Origin of the sequence: Streptomyces sp. NPDC017448 (assembly GCF_044330565.1) — a bacterium.
Classification (GTDB): Bacteria; Actinomycetota; Actinomycetes; order Streptomycetales; family Streptomycetaceae; genus Streptomyces.
This window is the reverse complement of record NZ_JBIRLM010000005.1, coordinates 259794-279683: the sequence shown is the minus strand read 5'-3', so window position 1 is coordinate 279683 and position 19890 is coordinate 259794. Positions and strand designations below refer to the sequence as shown.

At 73.2% G+C, this 19890-nt stretch carries 13 protein-coding genes and 1 pseudogene; 8 read left to right on the top strand and 6 right to left on the bottom strand.

The features are described 5' to 3' along the window. Positions 1–333 precede the first annotated feature (333 nt). Positions 334–1920, top strand: a complete 1587-nt coding sequence (locus tag ACH4K1_RS11885; protein ID WP_398088743.1) for an APC family permease — start codon at positions 334–336, stop codon at positions 1918–1920. Positions 1921–1951: 31 nt separating this feature from the next. Here ACH4K1_RS11885 and ACH4K1_RS11880 read toward each other — a convergent pair whose 3' ends face one another. Further along, positions 1952–2680, bottom strand: a complete 729-nt coding sequence (locus ACH4K1_RS11880) for a siderophore-interacting protein (protein WP_398088741.1) — start codon at positions 2678–2680, stop codon at positions 1952–1954. A gap of 156 nt (positions 2681–2836) precedes the next feature. After that, complete coding sequence (locus ACH4K1_RS11875; RefSeq protein WP_398088739.1) at positions 2837–3319, bottom strand: sel1 repeat family protein; 483 nt, start codon at positions 3317–3319, stop codon at positions 2837–2839. A gap of 316 nt (positions 3320–3635) precedes the next feature. On the opposite strand from ACH4K1_RS11875, the gene ACH4K1_RS11870 reads away from it, so the two are divergent. Then, positions 3636–5120, top strand: coding sequence for a peptidoglycan D,D-transpeptidase FtsI family protein (locus ACH4K1_RS11870; protein WP_398088738.1), 1485 nt, complete (start codon positions 3636–3638; stop codon positions 5118–5120). 152 nt (positions 5121–5272) lie between these two features. On the opposite strand, the gene ACH4K1_RS11865 is transcribed toward ACH4K1_RS11870, so the two are convergent. Further along, positions 5273–6031 (bottom strand): HAD family hydrolase, encoded by a 759-nt coding sequence (locus tag ACH4K1_RS11865; protein WP_398088867.1) that lies wholly within the window; start codon positions 6029–6031, stop codon positions 5273–5275. Between the two features lie 149 nt (positions 6032–6180). On the opposite strand from ACH4K1_RS11865, the gene ACH4K1_RS11860 reads away from it, so the two are divergent. From ACH4K1_RS11860 to ACH4K1_RS11840, 5 genes and pseudogenes are all read left to right on the top strand, one after another. After that, the gene (locus tag ACH4K1_RS11860; RefSeq protein WP_398088736.1) at positions 6181–8769 is read left to right on the top strand and encodes a bifunctional FO biosynthesis protein CofGH; all 2589 of its coding nucleotides are present in this window, start codon (positions 6181–6183) and stop codon (positions 8767–8769) included. Positions 8770–8871: 102 nt separating this feature from the next. Continuing rightward, positions 8872–9087: pseudogene (locus ACH4K1_RS11855) on the top strand (SAM-dependent methyltransferase); the annotation flags it as partial. 133 nt (positions 9088–9220) lie between these two features. Further along, positions 9221–10078: an NPP1 family protein gene (locus tag ACH4K1_RS11850; protein WP_398088734.1), complete on the top strand. Its 858-nt coding sequence runs from the start codon at positions 9221–9223 to the stop codon at positions 10076–10078. Between the two features lie 152 nt (positions 10079–10230). Then, positions 10231–12657: a tetratricopeptide repeat protein gene (locus ACH4K1_RS11845; protein ID WP_398088733.1), complete on the top strand. Its 2427-nt coding sequence runs from the start codon at positions 10231–10233 to the stop codon at positions 12655–12657. Positions 12658–12895: 238 nt separating this feature from the next. Then, positions 12896–14011, top strand: a complete 1116-nt coding sequence (locus tag ACH4K1_RS11840) for an ADP-ribosylglycohydrolase family protein (protein ID WP_398088731.1) — start codon at positions 12896–12898, stop codon at positions 14009–14011. A gap of 221 nt (positions 14012–14232) precedes the next feature. Here ACH4K1_RS11840 and ACH4K1_RS11835 read toward each other — a convergent pair whose 3' ends face one another. From ACH4K1_RS11835 to ACH4K1_RS11825, 3 genes are all read right to left on the bottom strand, one after another. Continuing rightward, positions 14233–14436, bottom strand: coding sequence for a DUF397 domain-containing protein (locus ACH4K1_RS11835; protein ID WP_228990720.1), 204 nt, complete (start codon positions 14434–14436; stop codon positions 14233–14235). Positions 14437–14872: 436 nt separating this feature from the next. Continuing rightward, positions 14873–15730, bottom strand: a complete 858-nt coding sequence (locus ACH4K1_RS11830) for a helix-turn-helix domain-containing protein (protein ID WP_398088729.1) — start codon at positions 15728–15730, stop codon at positions 14873–14875. Between the two features lie 258 nt (positions 15731–15988). Further along, positions 15989–16708 carry a GPP34 family phosphoprotein gene (locus ACH4K1_RS11825; RefSeq protein WP_228990721.1) on the bottom strand — a complete coding sequence of 240 codons (720 nt, stop codon included), beginning with the start codon at positions 16706–16708 and terminating at the stop codon, positions 15989–15991. Between the two features lie 192 nt (positions 16709–16900). Between ACH4K1_RS11825 and ACH4K1_RS11820 the strand changes: the two genes are divergently transcribed. Beyond that, positions 16901–19669, top strand: a complete 2769-nt coding sequence (locus ACH4K1_RS11820; RefSeq protein WP_398088728.1) for a serine hydrolase — start codon at positions 16901–16903, stop codon at positions 19667–19669. Positions 19670–19890 lie beyond the last annotated feature (221 nt).

Below are 19890 nucleotides of genomic sequence, written 5' to 3'. Positions count from 1 at the left end.
TGCCGCCAGGGCGTTTGCGGGCCCTGGAGGATCTGGAGTCCGCGCGGTCCAACCCGGGCCGGGGGCGGGGGCGCGCTCCGTACGGGCACGGGGGCGGGAGCCGGAGCGTCGGTCCGGACCGGCGCGGGAAAATTTTGAATCCACTCAAAACGGACACGGCTGCGGTTACCGTACGTGGTTACTCCCCGCTCGACGGCTTGAATTGCAAGGAGTGGCGCAGGGTTGGCCTTCAATTCATCAGGTGTTCGGCGGGCGTTGGGGGAAGCTTCCAAGGGTGAGACGGGGGAGTCTCATCCTCCGGATGTGGATATCGCAGCGCATAGCGTCCTCTCCATGACTCAGCTGGACGCGCGGCCACGGGCCGGAGACACGGTACGGGGAAGCGCCCCGGCCGACGGTGACGGCGGCAGTGGCGGTGTACGCGGCAAAGGGCTCGGCGGGAACTCCGTCGGTCTCATGGGGAGCGCCGTCATCGGCGTCTCCACCGTCGCCCCCGTCTACTGCCTGACCTCCACCCTCGGCTCCACCGCCGGGGAGGTCGGCGTGCAGATGCCCGCCGTCTTCCTGGCCGGGTTCCTGCCCATGCTGCTCGTGGCCTTCGCCTACCGCGAGCTGAACAAGGCGATGCCGGACTGCGGCACCTCCTTCACCTGGACGGTGAAGGCGTTCGGCCCGCGCGTCGGCTGGATGTGCGGCTGGGGCCTCGTCATCGCCACGATCATCGTGCTGTCCAACCTGGCCGGCGTCGCCACCTCGTACTTCTGGCTGCTGGCGGGCGAGATCACCGGCAGCGGCGCGGTCGCCGCGCTGGACGACAGCAAGCCCGTCCACATCCTCACGTGCCTGATCCTCATCGCCGTCGCCACCGCCATCAGCTACCGGGGCATGACCGCCACCAAGGGCATCCAGTACGCCCTCGTCGGGCTCCAGCTGGTGGTCCTCGCCCTCTTCGTGGCGATGGCCCTGGACAAGGCCGGCAGCGGCGGCCCGGACTTCGCCTCCTCGCTCGACTTCTCCTGGTCCTGGCTGAACCCCTTCGCCGTCCAGTCCTTCGCGGCCTTCACGGCGGGCCTCTCCCTCTCCATCTTCATGTTCTGGGGCTGGGACGCCTGTCTGACCGCCAACGAGGAGACCACCGGCAGTGAGAAGACCCCCGGCCGCGCGGCGCTCATCGCGATGGTCGTCCTGGTCGGCTCCTACCTCGCCACCGGCATCGCCGCGCAGATGGCCGTGGGCTCCGGCGCCTCCGGCCTCGGCCTCGCCAACCCGGACACCTCCGACAACGTCTTCGCCGCCCTCGCCGGCCCCGTGATGGGCCCCGGCCTCGGCGTCCTGCTCTTCCTCGCGGTCCTCGCCTCGGCCGCCGCCAGCCTCCAGACCACGTTCATCCCGGTCGCCCGCACGGTGCTCGCGATGTCCGCGTACGAGGCGATGCCGGCCTCGTACGCCAAGGTCCACCCCCGCTTCAAGACCCCCGGCCGGGCGACGATCACGGCGGGCATCGGCACCGGCGTCTTCTACACCGTGATGACCCTGGTCAGCGAGCACGTCCTGGTCGACACCATCTACGCGCTCGGCCTCATGATCTGCTTCTACTACGCGCTGACCGCCTTCGCCTGCGCCTGGTACTTCCGCGCCGAACTGACCCGCTCCGCCCGGGACCTGGTCTTCAAGGGCCTCTTCCCGCTGCTCGGCGGCGTCCTCCTCGCCGCCGTCTTCGCCAAGACCCTCTACGACATGTGGGATCCGGCGTACGGCTCCGGCTCCTCGGTCTTCGGCGTCGGCTCGGTGTTCGTCATCGGGGTGGGGCTGCTGCTCCTCGGCGTGGTGCTGATGGTCGCCATGGAGCGCCGCAGCCCGGCGTTCTTCCGGGGCGAGGTGCTCACGAAGGAGACCCCGGCCCTCGTGGTCGAGGGCTGAGGCCCCGGGGCGTACGGCCGAGCGCCCCTCGCTACGGCCGCCAGTAGCCCAGCGCGTTCACCCGGTCCTTGGGCAGGCCCATCTCCTTGCGGAGGCAGGCCGCCAGGGCCCGGGTGGTCGACGTGTCGCAGGCGACCCAGACGTACGCGTCCGAACGGTCCTCACCCAGCAGCGCCGGCAGCGCCGCCTTCACCTCGGCCACGAGGTGCGCCCCCGCCTCGCGGCGCTCCACGTGGTGCAGGGTGTGGTGGGCCGGGTCGAGGCGGAGGGGCAGGTGCCGGTCGTCCTCGTGCGCGGTCTCGAACCAGATGGTCGCCGGGGTCCCCGGGACCGCGTCCAGCAGGGAGTTGATCGCGGGCAGCGCCGCCGCGTCACCGATGACGAAGAGCCGCGCGGGCGCCGGGTCGGGCAGGGTGAAACCGGTGCCCTGGAGCGTCGCTTCGATCGTGTCGCCCGCCTTCGCCTCCCGCGCCCAGGCGCACGCCGGCCCCTCGTGCAGGGCGAATTCCAGACTGAACGTGCCGGCCTCGGGATCCGGATCGACCAGGGTGTAGGCGCGCTGGTGCGGCTTGCCGTCCTTCTCGAACCACAGGCGCACCCACATCGTCGGATGCGCCCCTCCGGTCGCGGCCAGCAGCCCGCCGTCGGTCACGTGCACCCGACGGAAGCGGTCGGTGACCTGCTCCGAACCGGTCACCGTGAACGTGAAGTCGCGCCCCCGGAAAAGTTTGAGGACGACGCCCTCCCAGCCATGCCCCATGGTGTGTCTCCTGCCTCGCCCCGCCCCCGGCCCACTGCCCAGAGGGTGATTTTAGGTAAGGCTAACCTGCATATGGCGGGCCGGGGAGTGGCGGGAAACCGCTGGACACAGGGACGAGGGACACCAGGGCCCCGGGGTTCCGACGCCCGCCCGCCCCTAAGCCGCCGGTCCCGTCCCGTCCGGGTGCAGGGCGCCGCCCGGACGGAACAGCCGCTTGGCCACCGCGTGTCCGTGTCCGGCCGCCATCCGGAACCACGGTTCCGCCTCCGTCAGGCCCGCGCGCCGCTCGACCAGGCGGCCCAGCTCCCACATCGACTCCACGTCCCCCGCCCGCGCCGCCTGCCGCAGCATCCGCTCGGCCGCGTCGGGTCGCCCCTCGGCCCGCGCGGCCAGGGCGAGCGTGCGCAGCCCGCGTGCCGCCCGCGCGTCCCCGGCGGCGGCCGCCGCCGCCAGCTCGCACGGGTCGGCGGGGCGGCGCGAACGGTTCCGCAGGAGCAGCAGGATGCCGAGCACCCACATGATCCAGCTCAGGCTGGTCAGCGTGCCGTTGCCGGTGACCACACCGGTCAGGCTCAGCGCACCGCCCGCCGGCAGCAGGAAGTACCCCAGCCCCGGCCCCCGTCCTGGCACCGTCCCCATGCCCGCTCCTCTCGGCCCGGCCGCCGCCGCGCATGCTCCGACCCTTCCCGCTTCCCGGCCCTCCGTACCGGTCCCGGCGCCTCCACCGGGCGGGCCGGGAGCCCGCCGGGCCCCCGCCGGAGCCGCGGGCGGTCCGGGAGCGGGCGGGGCGCCCGGCCGCGTGCCTGGGAGGAGAGCCGTGCGCGCCCGCGTACGGGGGCCGCCCGTGCAACCGGAGACGCGGACAAGGCATCCTTACTCACCGGGAACGCATACGCGGGACCGGTCGGCGGGCGGCACGTCGCGCGGACCGGGGCCCGCCCGGGTGGGGAGTGGAATGAACAGGCCGTTGCGGCACATAGCCATCTTCTGCGGGCTGCTGGTGCTGGCCCTGCTGCTGCGGGCGAACTGGCTGCAGCACGTCGACCGCCAGGAGCTGGCCCAGAACGAGCACAACGCCCGGGTGCGGTTCGAGCGGTTCTCCACCCCGCGCGGCGACATCATCGTCGGCGGCAAGGCGGTCACCGGGTCGAAGGAGACCGACAGCCGCGACTACGCGTTCCGCCGGACCTACAAGGACGGCCCGATGTACGCGCCCGTCACCGGGTACGCCTCCCAGTCCCGGGGCACCTCGCTGCTGGAGCGGACCTACGACAGCGTCCTGAGCGGCCAGGACGACCGGTTCGCCTTCCGGCACGCCAAGGACGTCCTGACCGGGCAGCCCCGGCGCGGCGGCGACGTGATCACCACGATCGACGCCAAGGCGCAGAAGGCCGCCTACAAGGGGCTGACGGACCTGGGGGCCCGGGGCGCGGTGGTCGCCCTGGACCCGCGCACCGGCAAGGTGCTGTCGCTGGTCTCCACGCCCTCGTACGACCCCGAGGTCTTCGCCGGGATCTCGTTCGAGGAGAGCGACCGCTTCACGGCGCTGGAGAAGAAGAAAGGCAAGCCGCTGGCCAACCGCCCGCTGCGCGAGACCTACCCGCCCGGCTCCACCTTCAAGATCCTCACGGCCGCCGCGGCGCTGGAGCACGGCGTGGTCACCGATGTGGACGCCCGGACGGACGCGGTCTCGCCGTACCCCCTGCCGCTCTCCACGAACAAGATCGGCAGCGAGGCGGGCGACGCGGTCTGCAACAAGGCGTCGATGAAGACGGCCATGCAGTACTCCTGCAACAACGTCTTCCTGGACGCCGCGTCCGAGCTGGGCGAGGACCGGATGCGGGAGACGGCGGAGAAGTTCGGCTTCAACGAGGACGTGTACGCGGACGAGTTCGGCGACATGCTCGCCACGAAGAGCCTCTACCCGCCGAAGCTCGACAAGCCGGGCACGGCACTGACCGGCATGGGGCAGGGCAGCCTGACCAGCACCCCGATGCAGATGGCGATGGTCACCGCGGCCCTCGCCAACGACGGCAAGCTGATGCAGCCCTACATCGTCGACGAGCTGCGCGGCCCGGACCTCTCCACGCTGGAGAAGAACGAGCCGATGGAGATGAGCCAGGCCGTCTCGCCGGAGACGGCGAAGAAGGTCCAGGAGATGATGGAGTACACCGCGAAGGAGGGCAGCGCCCAGCGCGCCCTGATCGACGGTGTGACGGTCGGCGGCAAGACCGGTACCGCCCAGCGCGGTGTGAACGTCCGCGACGAGGTCCCGTACGGCTGGTTCGTCAGCTACGGGAAGAAGGACGACGGCCGGTCGGTCGCCGTCGCGGTGTTCATCGACCCGACCGACATGGACATCTCCCGCTCCGACATCTCGGGCGGCCGCCTCGGCGCCCCGATCGCGAAGAGCGTGATGCAGGCGGTGCTGCGGGACTGAGGAGCGCCTGTGCGGCGGCCCGCGCCCGGGCGGGCCGCCGCGAGCGTCCGCCCGCCCCCCGGGGCGCCGCGCCGCCTCTGGGGGTGAGCCCCGCTGCGGGGCGGCCTCTCACGCGGTGCGCTTCCCTGGCGTGGGGTGAGGCGCGCACCTCTCTACCGCACGGACCTCAACGCCCCGCGCCGAGCACCCTCCCGAGTAGCCCCAGCGGCCCCAGCGGCCCCAGCGGCTCCAGTAGCCCCAGCCGCTTCTGTCCCGGCCGGTCCCCTCAGCTCCACCAACCCCGCCGGCCCCACCAGTTCCGTCAGCGCGTCGATGCGGAAGTCCGCCGTCTCCACGACGTCGGGGTGGTCCGCCCACCAGTGCCCGTACGGACCCCGCCGCAGATGCGCCGTCCGCAACCCCGCCGCCGCGGCCGGGAACAGGTCGTCGGCCGGGTGGTCGCCCACGTACAGCGTCGCCTCCGGCCGGGAGCCCGCCGCCTCCGCCACCCGCGCGAAGAACTCCGGGTGCGGCTTCCGTACGCCCCACTCGGCCGAGGTGGCCACCAGGTCGGCGGGCAGGTCCAGCGACCGCAGCAGCTCCCCGGTCCGCACCGTGCCGTTGCCCGCCACCACGATCCGGACGCCCGCCGCCCGCAACTCGCCCAGCGCGGGCCGGACGTCCTGGTAGAGGTCCGACTCGTCGAGGTGCTCCCCGCGCCCGGCGGCCGCCCGGGCGCGCCCGGCCTCCTCGACGTCCATGTCGGGCCGCAGGATCCGCAACGCGTCGGTGGCATCGCGGCCCTGGGCGACCACCGCGCCCACCAGCGCGCTGAGCGTGTGCGGCGGTACGCCGAGCCAGTTCGCCCAGGACGCCCAGTTCCGGTCGTCGCGTACGAGGGTTTCGCCGATGCCGAGAACGATCGTCTCCATCATCGTCCCGACACTAGGCGGGGGACCGCCGTGGACGGGAGCACATCCGGGTGAGTCGGCCCGCACGGGTGACCCCGCGCCCCCGTGACCGGCGTATGCGGGCCGGAGGCCCCGGCCCGGGGCGCGCACCCCGCTCGTATGCTCGGTCCATGACCGATCCCGATGCCCAGAGCGGACGCCCGACCACCAACGCCATGCGGCGCGCGCTCAAACGGGCCCGTGACGGCGTCGCCCTCGACGTGACCGAGGCCGCCGTCCTGCTCCAGGCGCGCGGCGACGATCTGACGGACCTCGCGGCCTCCGCCGCCCGGGTGCGGGACGCCGGCCTGGAGGCGGCGGGCCGGCCGGGCGTGATCACGTACTCCCGCAAGGTCTTCATCCCGCTCACCCGCCTCTGCCGCGACCGGTGCCACTACTGCACCTTCGTCACCGTCCCCGGCAAGCTCCGCCGCGCCGGCCACGGCATGTTCCTGTCGCCGGACGAGGTGCTGGAGATCGCCCGCGAGGGTGCGGCGATGGGGTGCAAGGAAGCGCTGTTCACGCTCGGGGACCGCCCCGAGGACCGGTGGCCCGAGGCGCGGGAGTGGCTGGAGGCGGAGGGGTACGACGACACCCTCGCGTACGTACGGGCGATGGCGATCCGGGTCCTGGAGGAGACGGGGCTGCTGCCCCACCTCAACCCGGGCGTGATGACGTGGACCGACCTCCAGCGCCTCAAGCCGGTCGCCCCCTCGATGGGGATGATGCTGGAGACGACGGCGACCCGCCTGTGGTCCGAGCCCGGCGGCCCGCACCACGGCTCCCCGGACAAGGAACCGGCCCTGCGGCTGCGGGTGCTGGAGGACGCGGGGCGTTCCAACGTTCCGTTCACCACCGGCATCCTGATCGGGATCGGGGAGTCGTACGAGGAGCGCGCCGACTCCCTCTTCGAGCTGCGGAAGACGGCCCGCGCCTACCAGGGCATCCAGGAAGTCATCGTGCAGAACTTCCGCGCCAAGCCGGACACGGCGATGCGCGGGATGCCCGACGCCGAGCTGGAGGAGCTGGCCGCCGCCATCGCGGTGGCCCGGCACATCCTCGGCCCGTCCGCCCGCATCCAGGCCCCGCCCAACCTGGTGGACGCCGAGTACGCGCTCCTCATCGGCGCGGGGATCGACGACTGGGGCGGGGTCTCACCGCTCACCCCCGACCACGTCAACCCCGAGCGCCCCTGGCCGCACATCGACGAACTGGCCGAGCGGACCGCCGAGTCGGGCTTCCGGCTCCGCGAACGCCTCACCATCTACCCGGAGTTCATCCAGCGCGGCGAGCCGTGGCTCGACCCCCGGCTCCTCCCGCACGTCCGCGTCCTGGCCGACCCCGAGACGGGCCTCGCCCGCGAGGACGCGCTCCCGGTCGGCCTGCCCTGGCAGGAGCCGGACGAGGGCTTCACCTCCTCCGGCCGCACCGACCTGCACGCCACCATCGACACCGAGGGCCGCACCGGCGACCGCAGGGACGACTTCGACGAGGTGTACGGGGACTGGGAGGCGCTCCGCGAGGCGGCCGCCCCCGGCATGGTCCCGTCCCGCATCGACGCCGACCTACGCCAGGCGCTGAGCCGGGCCGCCGACGACCCGACGAAGCTCACCGACGACCAGGCCCTCGCCCTGCTCCACGCGGACGGCCCGGCGCTGGACGAACTGTGCCGGATCGCCGACGCGTTGAGGAAGGACGTGGTCGGCGACGAGGTCACGTACATCGTCACGCGGAACATCAACTTCACCAACGTCTGCTACACCGGCTGCCGTTTCTGCGCCTTCGCCCAGCGCCGCACGGACGCCGACGCGTACACCCTCTCGCTGGACCAGGTCGCGGACCGGGCGGCGCAGGCGTGGGACGTCGGCGCGGTCGAGGTCTGCATGCAGGGCGGCATCCACCCGGACCTGCCGGGCACCGCGTACTTCGACATCGCGCGGGCGGTGAAGGAGCGCGTCCCCGGCATGCACGTGCACGCCTTCTCGCCCATGGAGGTCGTCAACGGCGCGACCCGCACCGGGATGTCGATCCGCGACTGGCTGACCGCCGCCAAGGAGGCCGGGCTCGACTCGATCCCCGGCACGGCGGCGGAGATCCTGGACGACGAGGTCCGCTGGGTCCTCACCAAGGGCAAACTGCCCACGGCCACCTGGCTGGAGGTCGTCAGGACGGCCCACGAGGTGGGTCTGCGCTCGTCCTCGACGATGATGTACGGGCATGTGGACCAGCCCCGCCACTGGCTCGGCCACTTCCGCACGCTGGCCGGGCTCCAGCAGGAGACGGGCGGCTTCACGGAGTTCGTCACCCTCCCCTTCATCCACACCAACGCCCCGGTCTACCTGGCGGGCATCGCGCGCCCCGGCCCCACCGACCGCGACAACCGCGCGGTGACGGCGATGGCACGGCTGCTCCTGCACCCGCACATCACCAACATCCAGACGAGCTGGGTGAAGCTGGGCACGGAGGGGGCGGCGGAGATGCTCCGCTCGGGCGCGAACGACCTGGGCGGCACGCTGATGGAGGAGACCATCTCCCGGATGGCGGGTTCGGGTTACGGCTCGTACCGCTCCGTCCAGGACCTGAAGGCCATCGCCGACCTGGCGGGCCGCCCGTCCCGCCCCCGTACGACGCTCTACGGCGAGGTCCCGGCCGAACGCGTGGCGGCGGCCACCGCCTCGGACGGCCACCTGCCTGAGCTGCTGCCGGTCCTGCCGAGCTGAGAACGGGGAGACGAGGGGAGGGGGGCGCCAGCGGCCGGGTACGCGGACGGGGCTCCGCCCGAGCGCGGGGACACGTACGGGGAGAAGCGCCCGGACGCGTACCTGGAGGCGATCCGGCGGTCGTACGACACCGTCGCCGCCGACTACGCCCGGACGGTGAAGGACCCCGGCGCCCTGGACCCCCTCTCCCGCGCCGTCCTGGCCGCCTTCGCCGAACTCGTCACGTCAGCGGGGCTCGGACCGACGGCGGACGTGGGCTGCGGACCGGGGAAGGCGACCGCGTACCTGTCCGGTCTCGGCGTCCCCGCGTTCGGGATTCGCCGGGCGGGTGACGGTCCGGTGCCGCCGGTCCGGTGGGCGGCGGCCTTCCGTTTCTTTCTGTCATGTACTGGGCAACTCTTGCGGAAGCCCCACCTGCCGTGACGTGCTGCCGAGTCAGGAGCGATGCCTCATGCGAAACCCGCCGACGCCGGTTCTCCCCCGCAAGGCCCGCGATGGATCGCCCTCCGTCCCGACCGGGCCACGCCCCCGGCGCAACCGACGAGCCGGCCGCACCGCCACCGTCCTCGCCGCCGCCGGCCTCCTCGTGCTGGGCGCCGCCTCCGCCGCCCACGCCGATCCGCCGGGCAGCCTCCCCCAGAACGCGGGCGGTTACGAGCAGACCTTCTCGCCCGCCTACGACTACGACGGCGACGGCTGCTACGCCACCCCCGCCATCGGGCCGGACGGCACCCTCGCGCCCGGACTGAAGACGACCGGCGCGGTCAACGGAAGCTGCCGGGACCGGTGGGACCTGGACAACTCCCAGACGTACGCCCGCTCCCTGTGCAACAACGGCTGGTGCGGCATCGTCTACGCCAGCTACTTCGAGAAGGACCAGGCCGTCCACGGCAGCGGACTCGGCGGCCACCGCCACGACTTCGAGCATGTGATCTCCTGGGTCCACCAGGGCTCCAACCAGGTGGAACACGTCTCCACCACCCAGCACAGCACCGTGAAGACCTACCCGCGCTCCCAGGTGCGGTTCGACGGCACGCACCCCAAGGCCGTCTACCACAAGGACGGTTTGAGCACGCACTTCTTCCGCCTCGCCAACGGCGGCGACGAGCCGCCGGAGAACCACTACGGCACCTGGCGCCACCCCCCGATCGTCGACTGGAACGGCTTTCCCAGCACGCAGTTGCGGGACAAGCTCATGAACGCCGACTTCGGTGCGGCGACCATCAAGGTCACCGACAAGGACAACCGCTTCCGGAACCTGCTCGCCAACGCCGAACCCGCCGGCATCCCCTTCGACCCCTGGGCCTGACGAACGGGTCCACCGCCCGCCCGGGGAAACCGGGGCGGGCGGCCGTGCGGTTCGCGCCGGGGCGGGCCGTCCTCTCCCTCCGCGGGGCGCCGGTCGTCGCACGCGGTCGGCGGAGGCTCCCGGACGCGGCCGCCCGCTGACAGACTGGCCCCATGCCGCCGACCAGCCCCCGCCGCCTCTCCCTCCAGCAGATCGTCGAAGGACAGCGACGTGCCGCGTTCGTCGGGCGCCGAGCCGAACTCGACCTCTACCGCAGGAACTTCACCCTCCCGCCCGAAGACCCCCGGCACCGGTTCGTCTTCCACGTGCGGGGCAACGCCGGGGTCGGCAAGACCTCGCTCGTACGCGAATGGCGCGAGGCGGCGGTGGAGTTCGGGGCGGTGACCGCGTCGGTGGACGAGAGCGCCGACTCCGTGCCCGACGTACTCGCCGCGTTCGCCGCGCAGTTCGCCGAACAGGGGTACCCGCTCAAGGCGCTCGACCGGCTGCTCGACACCTACCGGTCGGCCCTCCACGAGACGGCCGGGCGGCTCGCGGCGGACAACGAGGCGCCGCCCGGGGGGATGTCGGCAGGCGAACCGTCCGTCGGGGCGCTCGCCGCCGCGCAGGCCGGGCTGATCGCGGCAGGGGCGATACCGGTGGTCGGGGCGCTGGCCGGAGGCATCGACCCGGCGGTCCTGGCCCGGAGCGCGAGCGGGTTGCGGACGGTGTTCGGGGGGCGGGCCCGGCAGCAGGAGGAGGCCCGGCTGCTGGCGGAACCGGTACGGGTCCTCACCCCGGTGTTCGTCGCCGAGATCGACCGCGTCGCGGACGTGGTGCCCTGGATCGCCCTGTTCCTGGACACCTACGAGCGCACCGCCCCCCAACTGGACCGGTGGGTGGCGGACCTGCTCACCGCCGGACGGTACGGCGACCTGCCCGCCAACCTCGTCCTGACCCTGGCCGGCCAGCGCCGCCTGGACCCCGTCCACTGGGGCGACCGGAGCCGCCTGGTCGCGGACGTGCCGCTCGGGCCGTTCACCGAGGCCGAGTCGCGCCAACTCCTCCACGGTCGAGGGGTGGTGGCGGAGACCGTCGTACGGGAGGTGCTGCGGCTCTCCGGCGGCCTGCCCGTCCTGGTGTCCACGCTCGCCGCCAACCCCGGGGCGGCCGGGGAGGCCAACGCCACGGCCGTCGAACGCTTCCTGGCCGGCGAGAGCGACCCGGTCCGCCGGGCGGCGGCGCTGGCCTGCGCGCTGCCCCGCCGGTTCGACGAGGACCTGGTGGCCGTCGCCGTGGCCGCGCCGAAGGACGGGCCGTACGCCGTGCCGGAGCTCTACGACTGGCTGCACGAGCTGCCGTTCGTCGCCGAGCGGCATTCCGGCCGCTCCCGCTACCACGCCGTGGTCCGGGCCCCGATGCTGCGGCTCCAGCGCACCGGATCGCCCCAGCGCTGGAAGGCGGGGCACGACCGGCTGGCCGAGGCGTTCGCGGCCCGCCGGGACGCGGCGGGCGAGGGCGTCGACCCGGAACGCCTCTGGGCCGACCAGCCCTGGCGCCGGGCCGCCCTGGAAGTCCTCTACCACCGGCTGTGCGCCCGCCCGCGCGCCGCGCTGCCCGAGGCCCTGCGCGCCGGGATCGCCCTCTGCGACCAGCGGCCCTCGCGCGCCCGGCACTGGGCCCAGACCCTCGCGGAGGCGGGCGAGGACGCGGACGACGCCGTACTGCGGGAGTGGGGCCACGACCTGCTCGCCGCCATAACGGACCACGGCCCCCGCCCCACCGCCGCGCTCGGCCTCCTGCTGACCCGGGCCGAACTGACCGACCGGGACCGGGCCGCGGCCCTCGTGGTGCGGGCCTGGGACCGCTTCCGGGCCGGGGAGCTGGACGCCGCGCTCTCCGACCACGGGCGGGCCATCGCCGTCGACCCGCGCAGCGAACGCGCCCACCAGGGCCGGGCGGTGATCCTGCGGGCGCTCGGCCGGTACGAGGAGGCCCTCGCGGACCTGGACCGGGCCGAGGAGATCGCGCCCGCCTGGGCCTGGGCGGTGCGGGAACGGGGCGAGACGTACCGGCGGATGGGCCGCCTGGAGGAGGCCCTGGCCGTCCTGGACCGGGCCCACGCCCTGGACCCCTCCGACGCGGTGCCGCTGGGCAGCCGGGGTCTGGTCCGCCACGCTCTCGGCCGCCACGAGGACGCGCTCGACGACTTCGACCGGGCGATCGCGCTGTGGCCGGAGTACGCGTGGGCGCTGGTGCGGCGCTCCCGCGTCCGCACGGCCCTCGGCGACCCGGTGGGCGCCCTCGCGGACCTGGACCGGGCCGAGGAGCTGGCCCCCGGGCGGGCGGGCACGGAGGGGGAGCGGGGCGAGGTGTACCGGGCGACGGGGCGGTACGAGGAGGCCGTCGCCTGTTACGACCGGGCCCTCGTCCTGGACCCCCACTACGCCTGGGCCCACGGCAGCCGCGCCCTCGCGCTGGAGGCCCTGGGCCGCCTGACAGAGGCCCGCGCGGACCTGGACCGGGCGCTGGAACTGGACCCGGCGTACGCGTGGGCGCGGGAGCAGCGGGAGCGGCTGGAGGCCGCGGGGGAGCCGTAGGCGCGGGGGACGCGCGACGTACGGGGGTTCCGGAGGGGGCCGCCCCGGAGGAGCCGTCCGGCCGCTGAACCCCGGCCGGGGGCGACGCGCAAAAACGACTCGCGGGACGTCCGTCGACATACCCGTACGTACCCCGGTCGCCCCCTCTACGGCCCGTTCCCGTTCGATTACAGTGCTTGCGCGGTCGCCCGCAGCGGGCCCGCGCAGCCGAGTACGGGGTGACGGGGGAGGGGGCGGGGTGAGCACAGCGACCGCGGCGGTCTGGGGCCGGGCCGAGCAGCAGGACTTCCGCAGCCGGGTCCGCGGGGCCCTGCTCGGCGGGGCCGTCGGGGACGCGCTCGGCGCCGGGGTCGACGGGCTCGCCCTGGAGGAGATCCGCGCGGCCCACGGCGTCGAAGGGGTCGTCGACTACGTGCCCGCCCACGGCAGACGCGGCGCCGTCACCGCCCTCACCCAGCTCACCCTGTTCACCGTCGACGGCCTGATACGCGCCCAGGTCCGCCGCGACATCGGAGTCTGGCACCCGCCCACCGACGTGCACCGGGCCCATCTGCGGTGGGCCGCCACCCAGCACCACTGGGGGCCCGACGAACGGTGCGAGGACAACGGCTGGCTGGCCGCCGAGGAATGGCTCTACGCCCGCCGCGATCCCGCCCGGGAGTGCCTCGGCGGCTTCGGCGACACCACCATGGGCACCCTCGACCGGCCGAAGAACCCCACCGCCCGGTCCGCGGGCGCGCTCACCCGGTCCGCCCCGTTCGGGCTCCTCGTGGGCTGGGAGCCGGGGCTCGTGCTGCAACTGGCCGTGGAGTGCGCGGCCCAGTCCCACGGCCACCCCGCGGCCCAGCTCGCCGCGGGGGCCTTCGCCGTACTGGTGCACGGGCTGGCGCGCGGGGAGAGCCTGGACGCCTCCGTGCAGAACACCCTGGCCCTGCTGGCCGGACGCCCCGGCCACGAACCGGTGAGCGAGGGCCTGCGCCAGGCCCTCGGCTCGGTGCGGCAGGGCATACCCGGTCCGGCGCTGATCGAGGCGCTGGGGGCGACCGACGCCGCCGAGGAGGTCCTCGCGGTCGGGGTGTACTGCGCGCTGGTCAGCGAGGACGTCCGGCACGGACTGCGGTTGGCGGTGAACCACAGCGGCCCCTCCCGCGCCACCGGTTCGGTCTGCGGGGCGCTGCTGGGCACGCTGCACGGCGAGACCGCGCTGCCGCCGGCCTGGCTGGCGGAGCTGGAGGGGCGGGCCACGCTTCTCCAACTGGCCGACGACTTCTCCATGGAGATGACCCAGGGGCCCGCCCTGCACACCCCGGCCGCCGTCGCCCCCGGCTGGCTGGCCCGCTACCCGCGCGCGTAGCGGGACCGGCGGGAGGGGAGGGGCGGGACGGGTGATGGACGACGTGGACGAGACCGCCCTGCCGGGCGTGCGCGGGGGCCGGACGTGCCGAGCCCCCTCGGCCAGGACGGCGAACCGGTCGAGAGGGCTCCATCAGGTGGTGCGGTGGTGCGCTGCGCTTCCCTGCCGCGGTGGTGGTGGTGCGTCGTACCGCGGCGGTGCGGAGGCGCGGTGGTGCGTGATCAGGCGTCGACCGTGCCGGCGGCCACATCGCGCACGAACGCGTTCCACGCACCGGGGACGAAGGTGAGCGAAGGGCCCTCGGGGGCCTTCGAGTCACGTACGGCGATGGCCTGGACGGGGGACTTGACCTCGACGCACGCGCCGTTGCCCCCGGAGTACGACGACTTCGTCCACGTGTCCGTAGCACCCTGAAGAATTGCCATGTTCACTCCGGTTCAGAGAGTTGGGGGGTTCGCGCCAACCTGATTCCGATTGGCGTGATCGACGCTACTCGCCAAGCCCGGCCCATGAGATGGCCGTTCACACGTCCGGGTGGTCTCCTGCTGGTTGACCTTCCGGGGCAAGCGAGCGGCGGTGTATCATCCCGCCGCCCGCCCGTTCGGCCTTGCTCGGATTCCGCTTCGCACGCCGGGACGCGTGTCCTGAAACCGCCCGCCCCGGCCGCCTTTCCCGCCCCGGCCGCCTTTCCCGCCCCGGCCGCCACTCCCGCCCCGGCCGCCACTCCCGCCCCGGACGCCGCTCCCGGCCCGGCGCCCGTCCCCGGTCCGACCTCCGTCCCCGGTCCGACCTCCGGCCCGGCGCCCGGTCCGGACCGCGATCCGCCGCTGTTCGGCACGCGGCGGCTTTCCCTCCCGGCCCTCAGCTGGTGTACGACTTCGCGATCCCGCTGATGAACTCCCGGGTCTGCTCGACGTTCAGCGCCTGAGCCCGCAGGTGCTCGTACATCACGCTGTAGCGCTGCACGTCGTGCGCCTTCTCCAGGTAGAGGTCGCTCGTGACGCCCTCGATGTAGACGACGCTGGAGTCCGCCGCGTCCGGGAACTCCAGGATCGCGTACTGGCCGTTGATGCCCGGGTGCGCGCCCATCTCGAACGGCAGGACCTGCACGGTGACGTGCGGCAGGTGCGACTGCTCGACGAGGTGTTCCAACTGGTCGATCATCACCTGCTTGTCGCCGACCACCCGGCGCAGCGCCGACTCGTCGATCACGGCCCACAACCGCAGCGGGTTGTCAGGCGAGTTGACCCGGTCCTGCCGCCGCGACCGCACGTTGACCCGCTTCTCGATGTCCGAGGGCGGGGCCTCGGGAAGCGCGCCGCTGATGAGCGCCTCCGCGTACGCCCGGGTCTGGAGCAGGCCCGGGATCATCTGGGGCTCGTACACCCGCAGCGACTCCGCGTCGGTCTCCAGGCCGATGTAGACGCTGTACGGGATGTCGCCGAAGGCGTGCCACCAGCCCTGCTGGCGGGAGTCCTTGGCCATCTGCATGAGGGAGTCGACGACGCGGTGGTCCTCGACCTCGTACACCCCGCAGAGGTCGCGGACGTCGCGCTGGCTGATGGACCGGCGGCCGTTCTCCAGCCGGCTGATCTTCGACTGCGAGACCAGCAGCCGTTCCGCGACTTCCTCGGCCGTCATGCCTTTGAGTTCGCGCAGACGGCGCAATTCCTGGCCCAACCTGCGTCGCCTGACAGTGGGATTGACGTTGGACGGCACGGAAACGGCACCTCCGGCTATGTAGCTGTGCGTATCTACTGCTCAGCAGATTGCCACCCCTCGCCCCGGCCGCGCTGGGAAACGGTCACACGCGCGGGCGCGGGGGCGTGCGCACCGGAGCACGGAAGGGCGCGCATGCGCACGGGGCAGCCGGTGATGGTGGCTACCGGCTGCCCCGTGCGTGGTGCGGCTCCCGGACCGGGTCCTGTGACGCGTCGGACGGCGGTACGGCGGTGTGCTCCTCCCAGCCCCGTGCGATCAGCTCGCGGCGGTGTGCGCCATGCTGCTGCGGCGGGCCTGTGATTGCGGCTGCAACGGAACGCCCGCTGCCTGCTGCGTACGGCGTGGCTGGACGGCCACCCCGTTCTGGACGTCCATCACGGCGTGCGCGACGAGACCGCCCATCGGATCGTGCCTGATCAGGTCCCGGAGCCGGGAGCGCGATGAACGCCCCTCGTTCCCCGGATACAGGTGCTTGCCGAGTCCGACCGCGTGGGCCAGTGCGGCGAGCGCCGCGGTCCGCGGGTCCGGCGGTACGCCGGTGCGGATCGCGTTGTCCAGCCGGTTCCTGATGTCCCGGCTGATCGCCGTGTCCGTCGCTTGGTAGCGAGTCGTCGGCAGCACTCCGCACATCTGGCCCGCCACGGCGTGAACCATGCCGCACCGCTCCAGATGAGCGAGGTAGATCTGGCGCAGCCCCAGACGGGGGCCGCCTATCCAGTGGACCGCCCGGACCGGGCTGCCGCGACGGCGCAGCAGTTCCAGTGCGGAGTCCAGAGTCGGATCTCCTGTCGGCCGTGGCATCACCACGGCGATACGATCCCCGTCAGGGGCTATCCGTCCTGCCAGAGCCAGCTCCACTAGCTGTGCCCCGGCCAGGCCGAGGTCGAGCGACTGCGGCTGCGCTGTGGTACCCGTGGTCGGGTCCAGAGCGAGCAACAGAAGCTCCTCCGGGATTGTTCTGCGGCTCCTGCCCATCCATGCCTCCCCGCGTGGATGTCTGACAGGGTGACCCCTCTCACATTCATCTGTCGAGAGCGCCTGACTGCTATGTACGGGAACCAGTAGGTATGTCGTTCTCGTCTAGCAGCTCGGCCCAGGGTTCACACAGGACACTGGTAGATGGTTCGGACAGCGCGGGGCGTCCCCGCAGCGCATGAGGAGGCATCGGTGGCGGGCGAGTCCCCCGACAAAACGGAGCAGCGGAAGTCGTCGTCGGGGACGGCTGCGGAGGAACGCGACCCGCGCTTCGCCGTCTTCCGCGACCCCGGTACGGCCCAGGACGAGGCGGAGACCGCGGACGCGGGCTCGGAGACCGGTTCGGGTACGGGCTCGGGAGCCACGTCCGACACGGCGACCGCGGTGTTCCGTCCCCGACTGCCGGAGGACGGGGCCCGGCGTGAGCCGAAGCCCGGGACGGAGGCCGGGCCGGCGGCTGCGACCGGGCCCGAGGCCGAGGCCGCGTCCGAGCCGGAGTCGGAGGCCGCGTCCGAGCCGGAGCCCACGGCCGAGCCGGAAGCCGTGACGGAGCCGGAAAGCGCGCCCGAGGCCGCTTCCCCGGCCTCCCGGGCCTCCGGGGCCTCCACGGCTGCCGGAGCCGCCGGAGAGCCCTCTGAGGGCCGGGAAGCCGTTCAGGGCGGCACGGGCCCGGACGAGGACGCGGAGCAGCCCCACGCAGAAGCCTCTGAAGCCTCTGACGGGAAGACGCCTGCGGCGGGTTCGGCGGACGAGGCCGGGGCCGACGCCGCGGACGTGGACGCGGACGGTGACGGTGACGGTCGCCTGCGTGCCGCGGTCGCCGCCTGGGTCGACGCCGATGCGGACCCCGAGGACGGGCCCGCGCCGGACGCCGCGGACGCCGGGGCGCAGCCCGTGACGGACGGCAAGGACGCCGCGCGGACCACCCCCACCGCCGAGTCCGACGAGGACGCGCCCTCCGCGGCGGAGTCCGGGACCGCGTCGAGCCCTGCGCCGGACGACGCGGAACCGGCGCCGGACGCGGAACCGAAGGCGGACCCGAAGAACAAGCAGGACGAGCAGAACAAGCAGAACAAGCAGGACGAGCACGCCGACAAGCCGGAGTCCGGAGCGAAGAAGCCCGCGAGTGAGCCGGACGCCGACGGCGAACCGAAGGCCGGCACCGCCCCGGACGGCGCCCCCGCCGCCGGGAAGGGCTCCGGTGACGCCTCCGACCTGGGAGGAATCGATCAGCCGACCGCCGTCTTCCAGGCGGTCAAGCCGGGCAGGACCACCTGGGGGATCGACCAGGCCACGACCGCGCTGAAGCTCCCGCGCGACACGAAGCCCGGGGCCAGGAGCGACATCGAGCCGCGCGTCGCGCCTGAGGCCGGGCCCGGAACCGAGCCAGCGGCCAAGACCGCCGCCGGGTCCGGGACCAAGGACGCCGCCGAGCCCGGGACCAAAGGCGACGCCGGGTCCGGCGGCGCACCGGAGAGCGACGCCGAGCGTACGAGTACGTTCGTGCCGCTCCGCTCCGACGACGTACGCGCCGCTCCCGGGAAGCCGGAGGCCGGGGCGGGGTCCGCCGCCGGGCCCGAGGCGCCCGCACGTACTCCGGAGGCCGCCGCGTCCGCCCCCGCCGCCCCCTCCTGGGCGGCGGCCGAGCGGACCCGGCAGCAGCCCCTCCCGCCGAGGCCGCCGCTCGACCTGCTCGCCGAGCTGACGAACACTCCGCCGCCCCCGGAGACCCCGGTCCGGACCGCCGTCCGGCGGGTCAAGATCTGGACCCCGCTGGTGCTGCTCCTGCTGATCGTCTTTGCGATCGTGCAGGTGATGCGCCCGCTTCCGGAGCCCTCTCTGGAGCTCACGGCGAAGCCGACGTACACCTTCGAGGGCGAGGAGACGAAGCTGTCCTGGCCGGGCCAGGGGCAGTCGGCCGTGATGGTGGACGGCGTCGGCTCCCTCGGCACCGAGGGAGCGCAGAAGCCGGCCCCGATCGCCAGCGTCGCGAAGGTCATGACCGCCCATGTGATCCTCCAGGAGCACCCCCTCAAGGGTGACGAGGAGGGCGAGAAGATCACCGTCGACCAGAAGGCGGAGGACGAGTCCAAGCGCCCCGACGAGTCGACGGCCCCCCTGACCAAGGGGCAGAAGCTGTCCCAGCGGCAGATGCTCCAGCTGCTGATGATCCCCTCGGGGAACAACGCGGCGCGGCTGCTCGCCCGGTGGGACGCGGGCTCCGAGGACGCCTTCATCGACAAGATGAACGACGCGGCCGAGGACCTCGGGATGACCAACTCCACGTACACCGACCCGAGCGGGCTGGAGAAGACCACCGTCTCCACCGCCACCGACCAGCTGAAGCTGGCGCAGGCGGTCATGCGCAACGAGGTCTTCCGGAAGATCGTGGACATGCCCGAGGTCGAGATCGAGGGCATAGACGGCAAGATCTACAACAACAACAACCTGCTGCTGCAGCCGGGCGTGAGCGGCATCAAGACGGGTTCCTCCACCCCGGCCGGCGGCAACCTGCTCTGGTCCGCGAACACCAAGGTCGACGGCAAGCTGCTGTGGATCTACGGAGCGGTCATGGGCCAGCAGGCCGGTACGGGCCGGGTCTACGACAGCCTGGAGCTGTCCCTCCAGAACAGCCTGAAGCTGATCAAGGACGCCCAGGAGGCCCCCACCTCGGCGACGGTGGTGAAGAAGGGCGACGTCGTCGGGTACGTGGACAACGGGTTCGGCGGGAAGACCGCGGTGATCGCCACCAAGAACCTCAAGGCGGTCGGCTGGTCCGGCCTGAAGGTCGAACTCCAGGTCACCGCCGGCGGCGAGGGCATCGCCCACGAGGCGAAGGCCGGGAGCGAGGTCGGCATGGTGACCGTGGGCACGGGCACCGGAAAGGTGACCGCGCCGGTGGTGCTGCAGGACGACCTGACCCAGCCGGCCTTCGGCGACAAGCTGACCAGGATCGGCTGACCGGGATCAGCCCCGCCGGGATCGGCTGAGCGGATCGGACCGCCGGACCCGGGCGCGGTGCAGCGACCGGGCCGGCCGGTACGCCGAGACCGAGCGGGCGGGAGGAGGGGGAGGGCGAAGCGGTCGGCTTCACCCTCCCCCTTCCGCCCGCCGGTCTATGACAGGGATACGTGCCGGAGGTACGTGTTAGCGTCCCCGAACAGGTACGGGGTGAGCGTCCC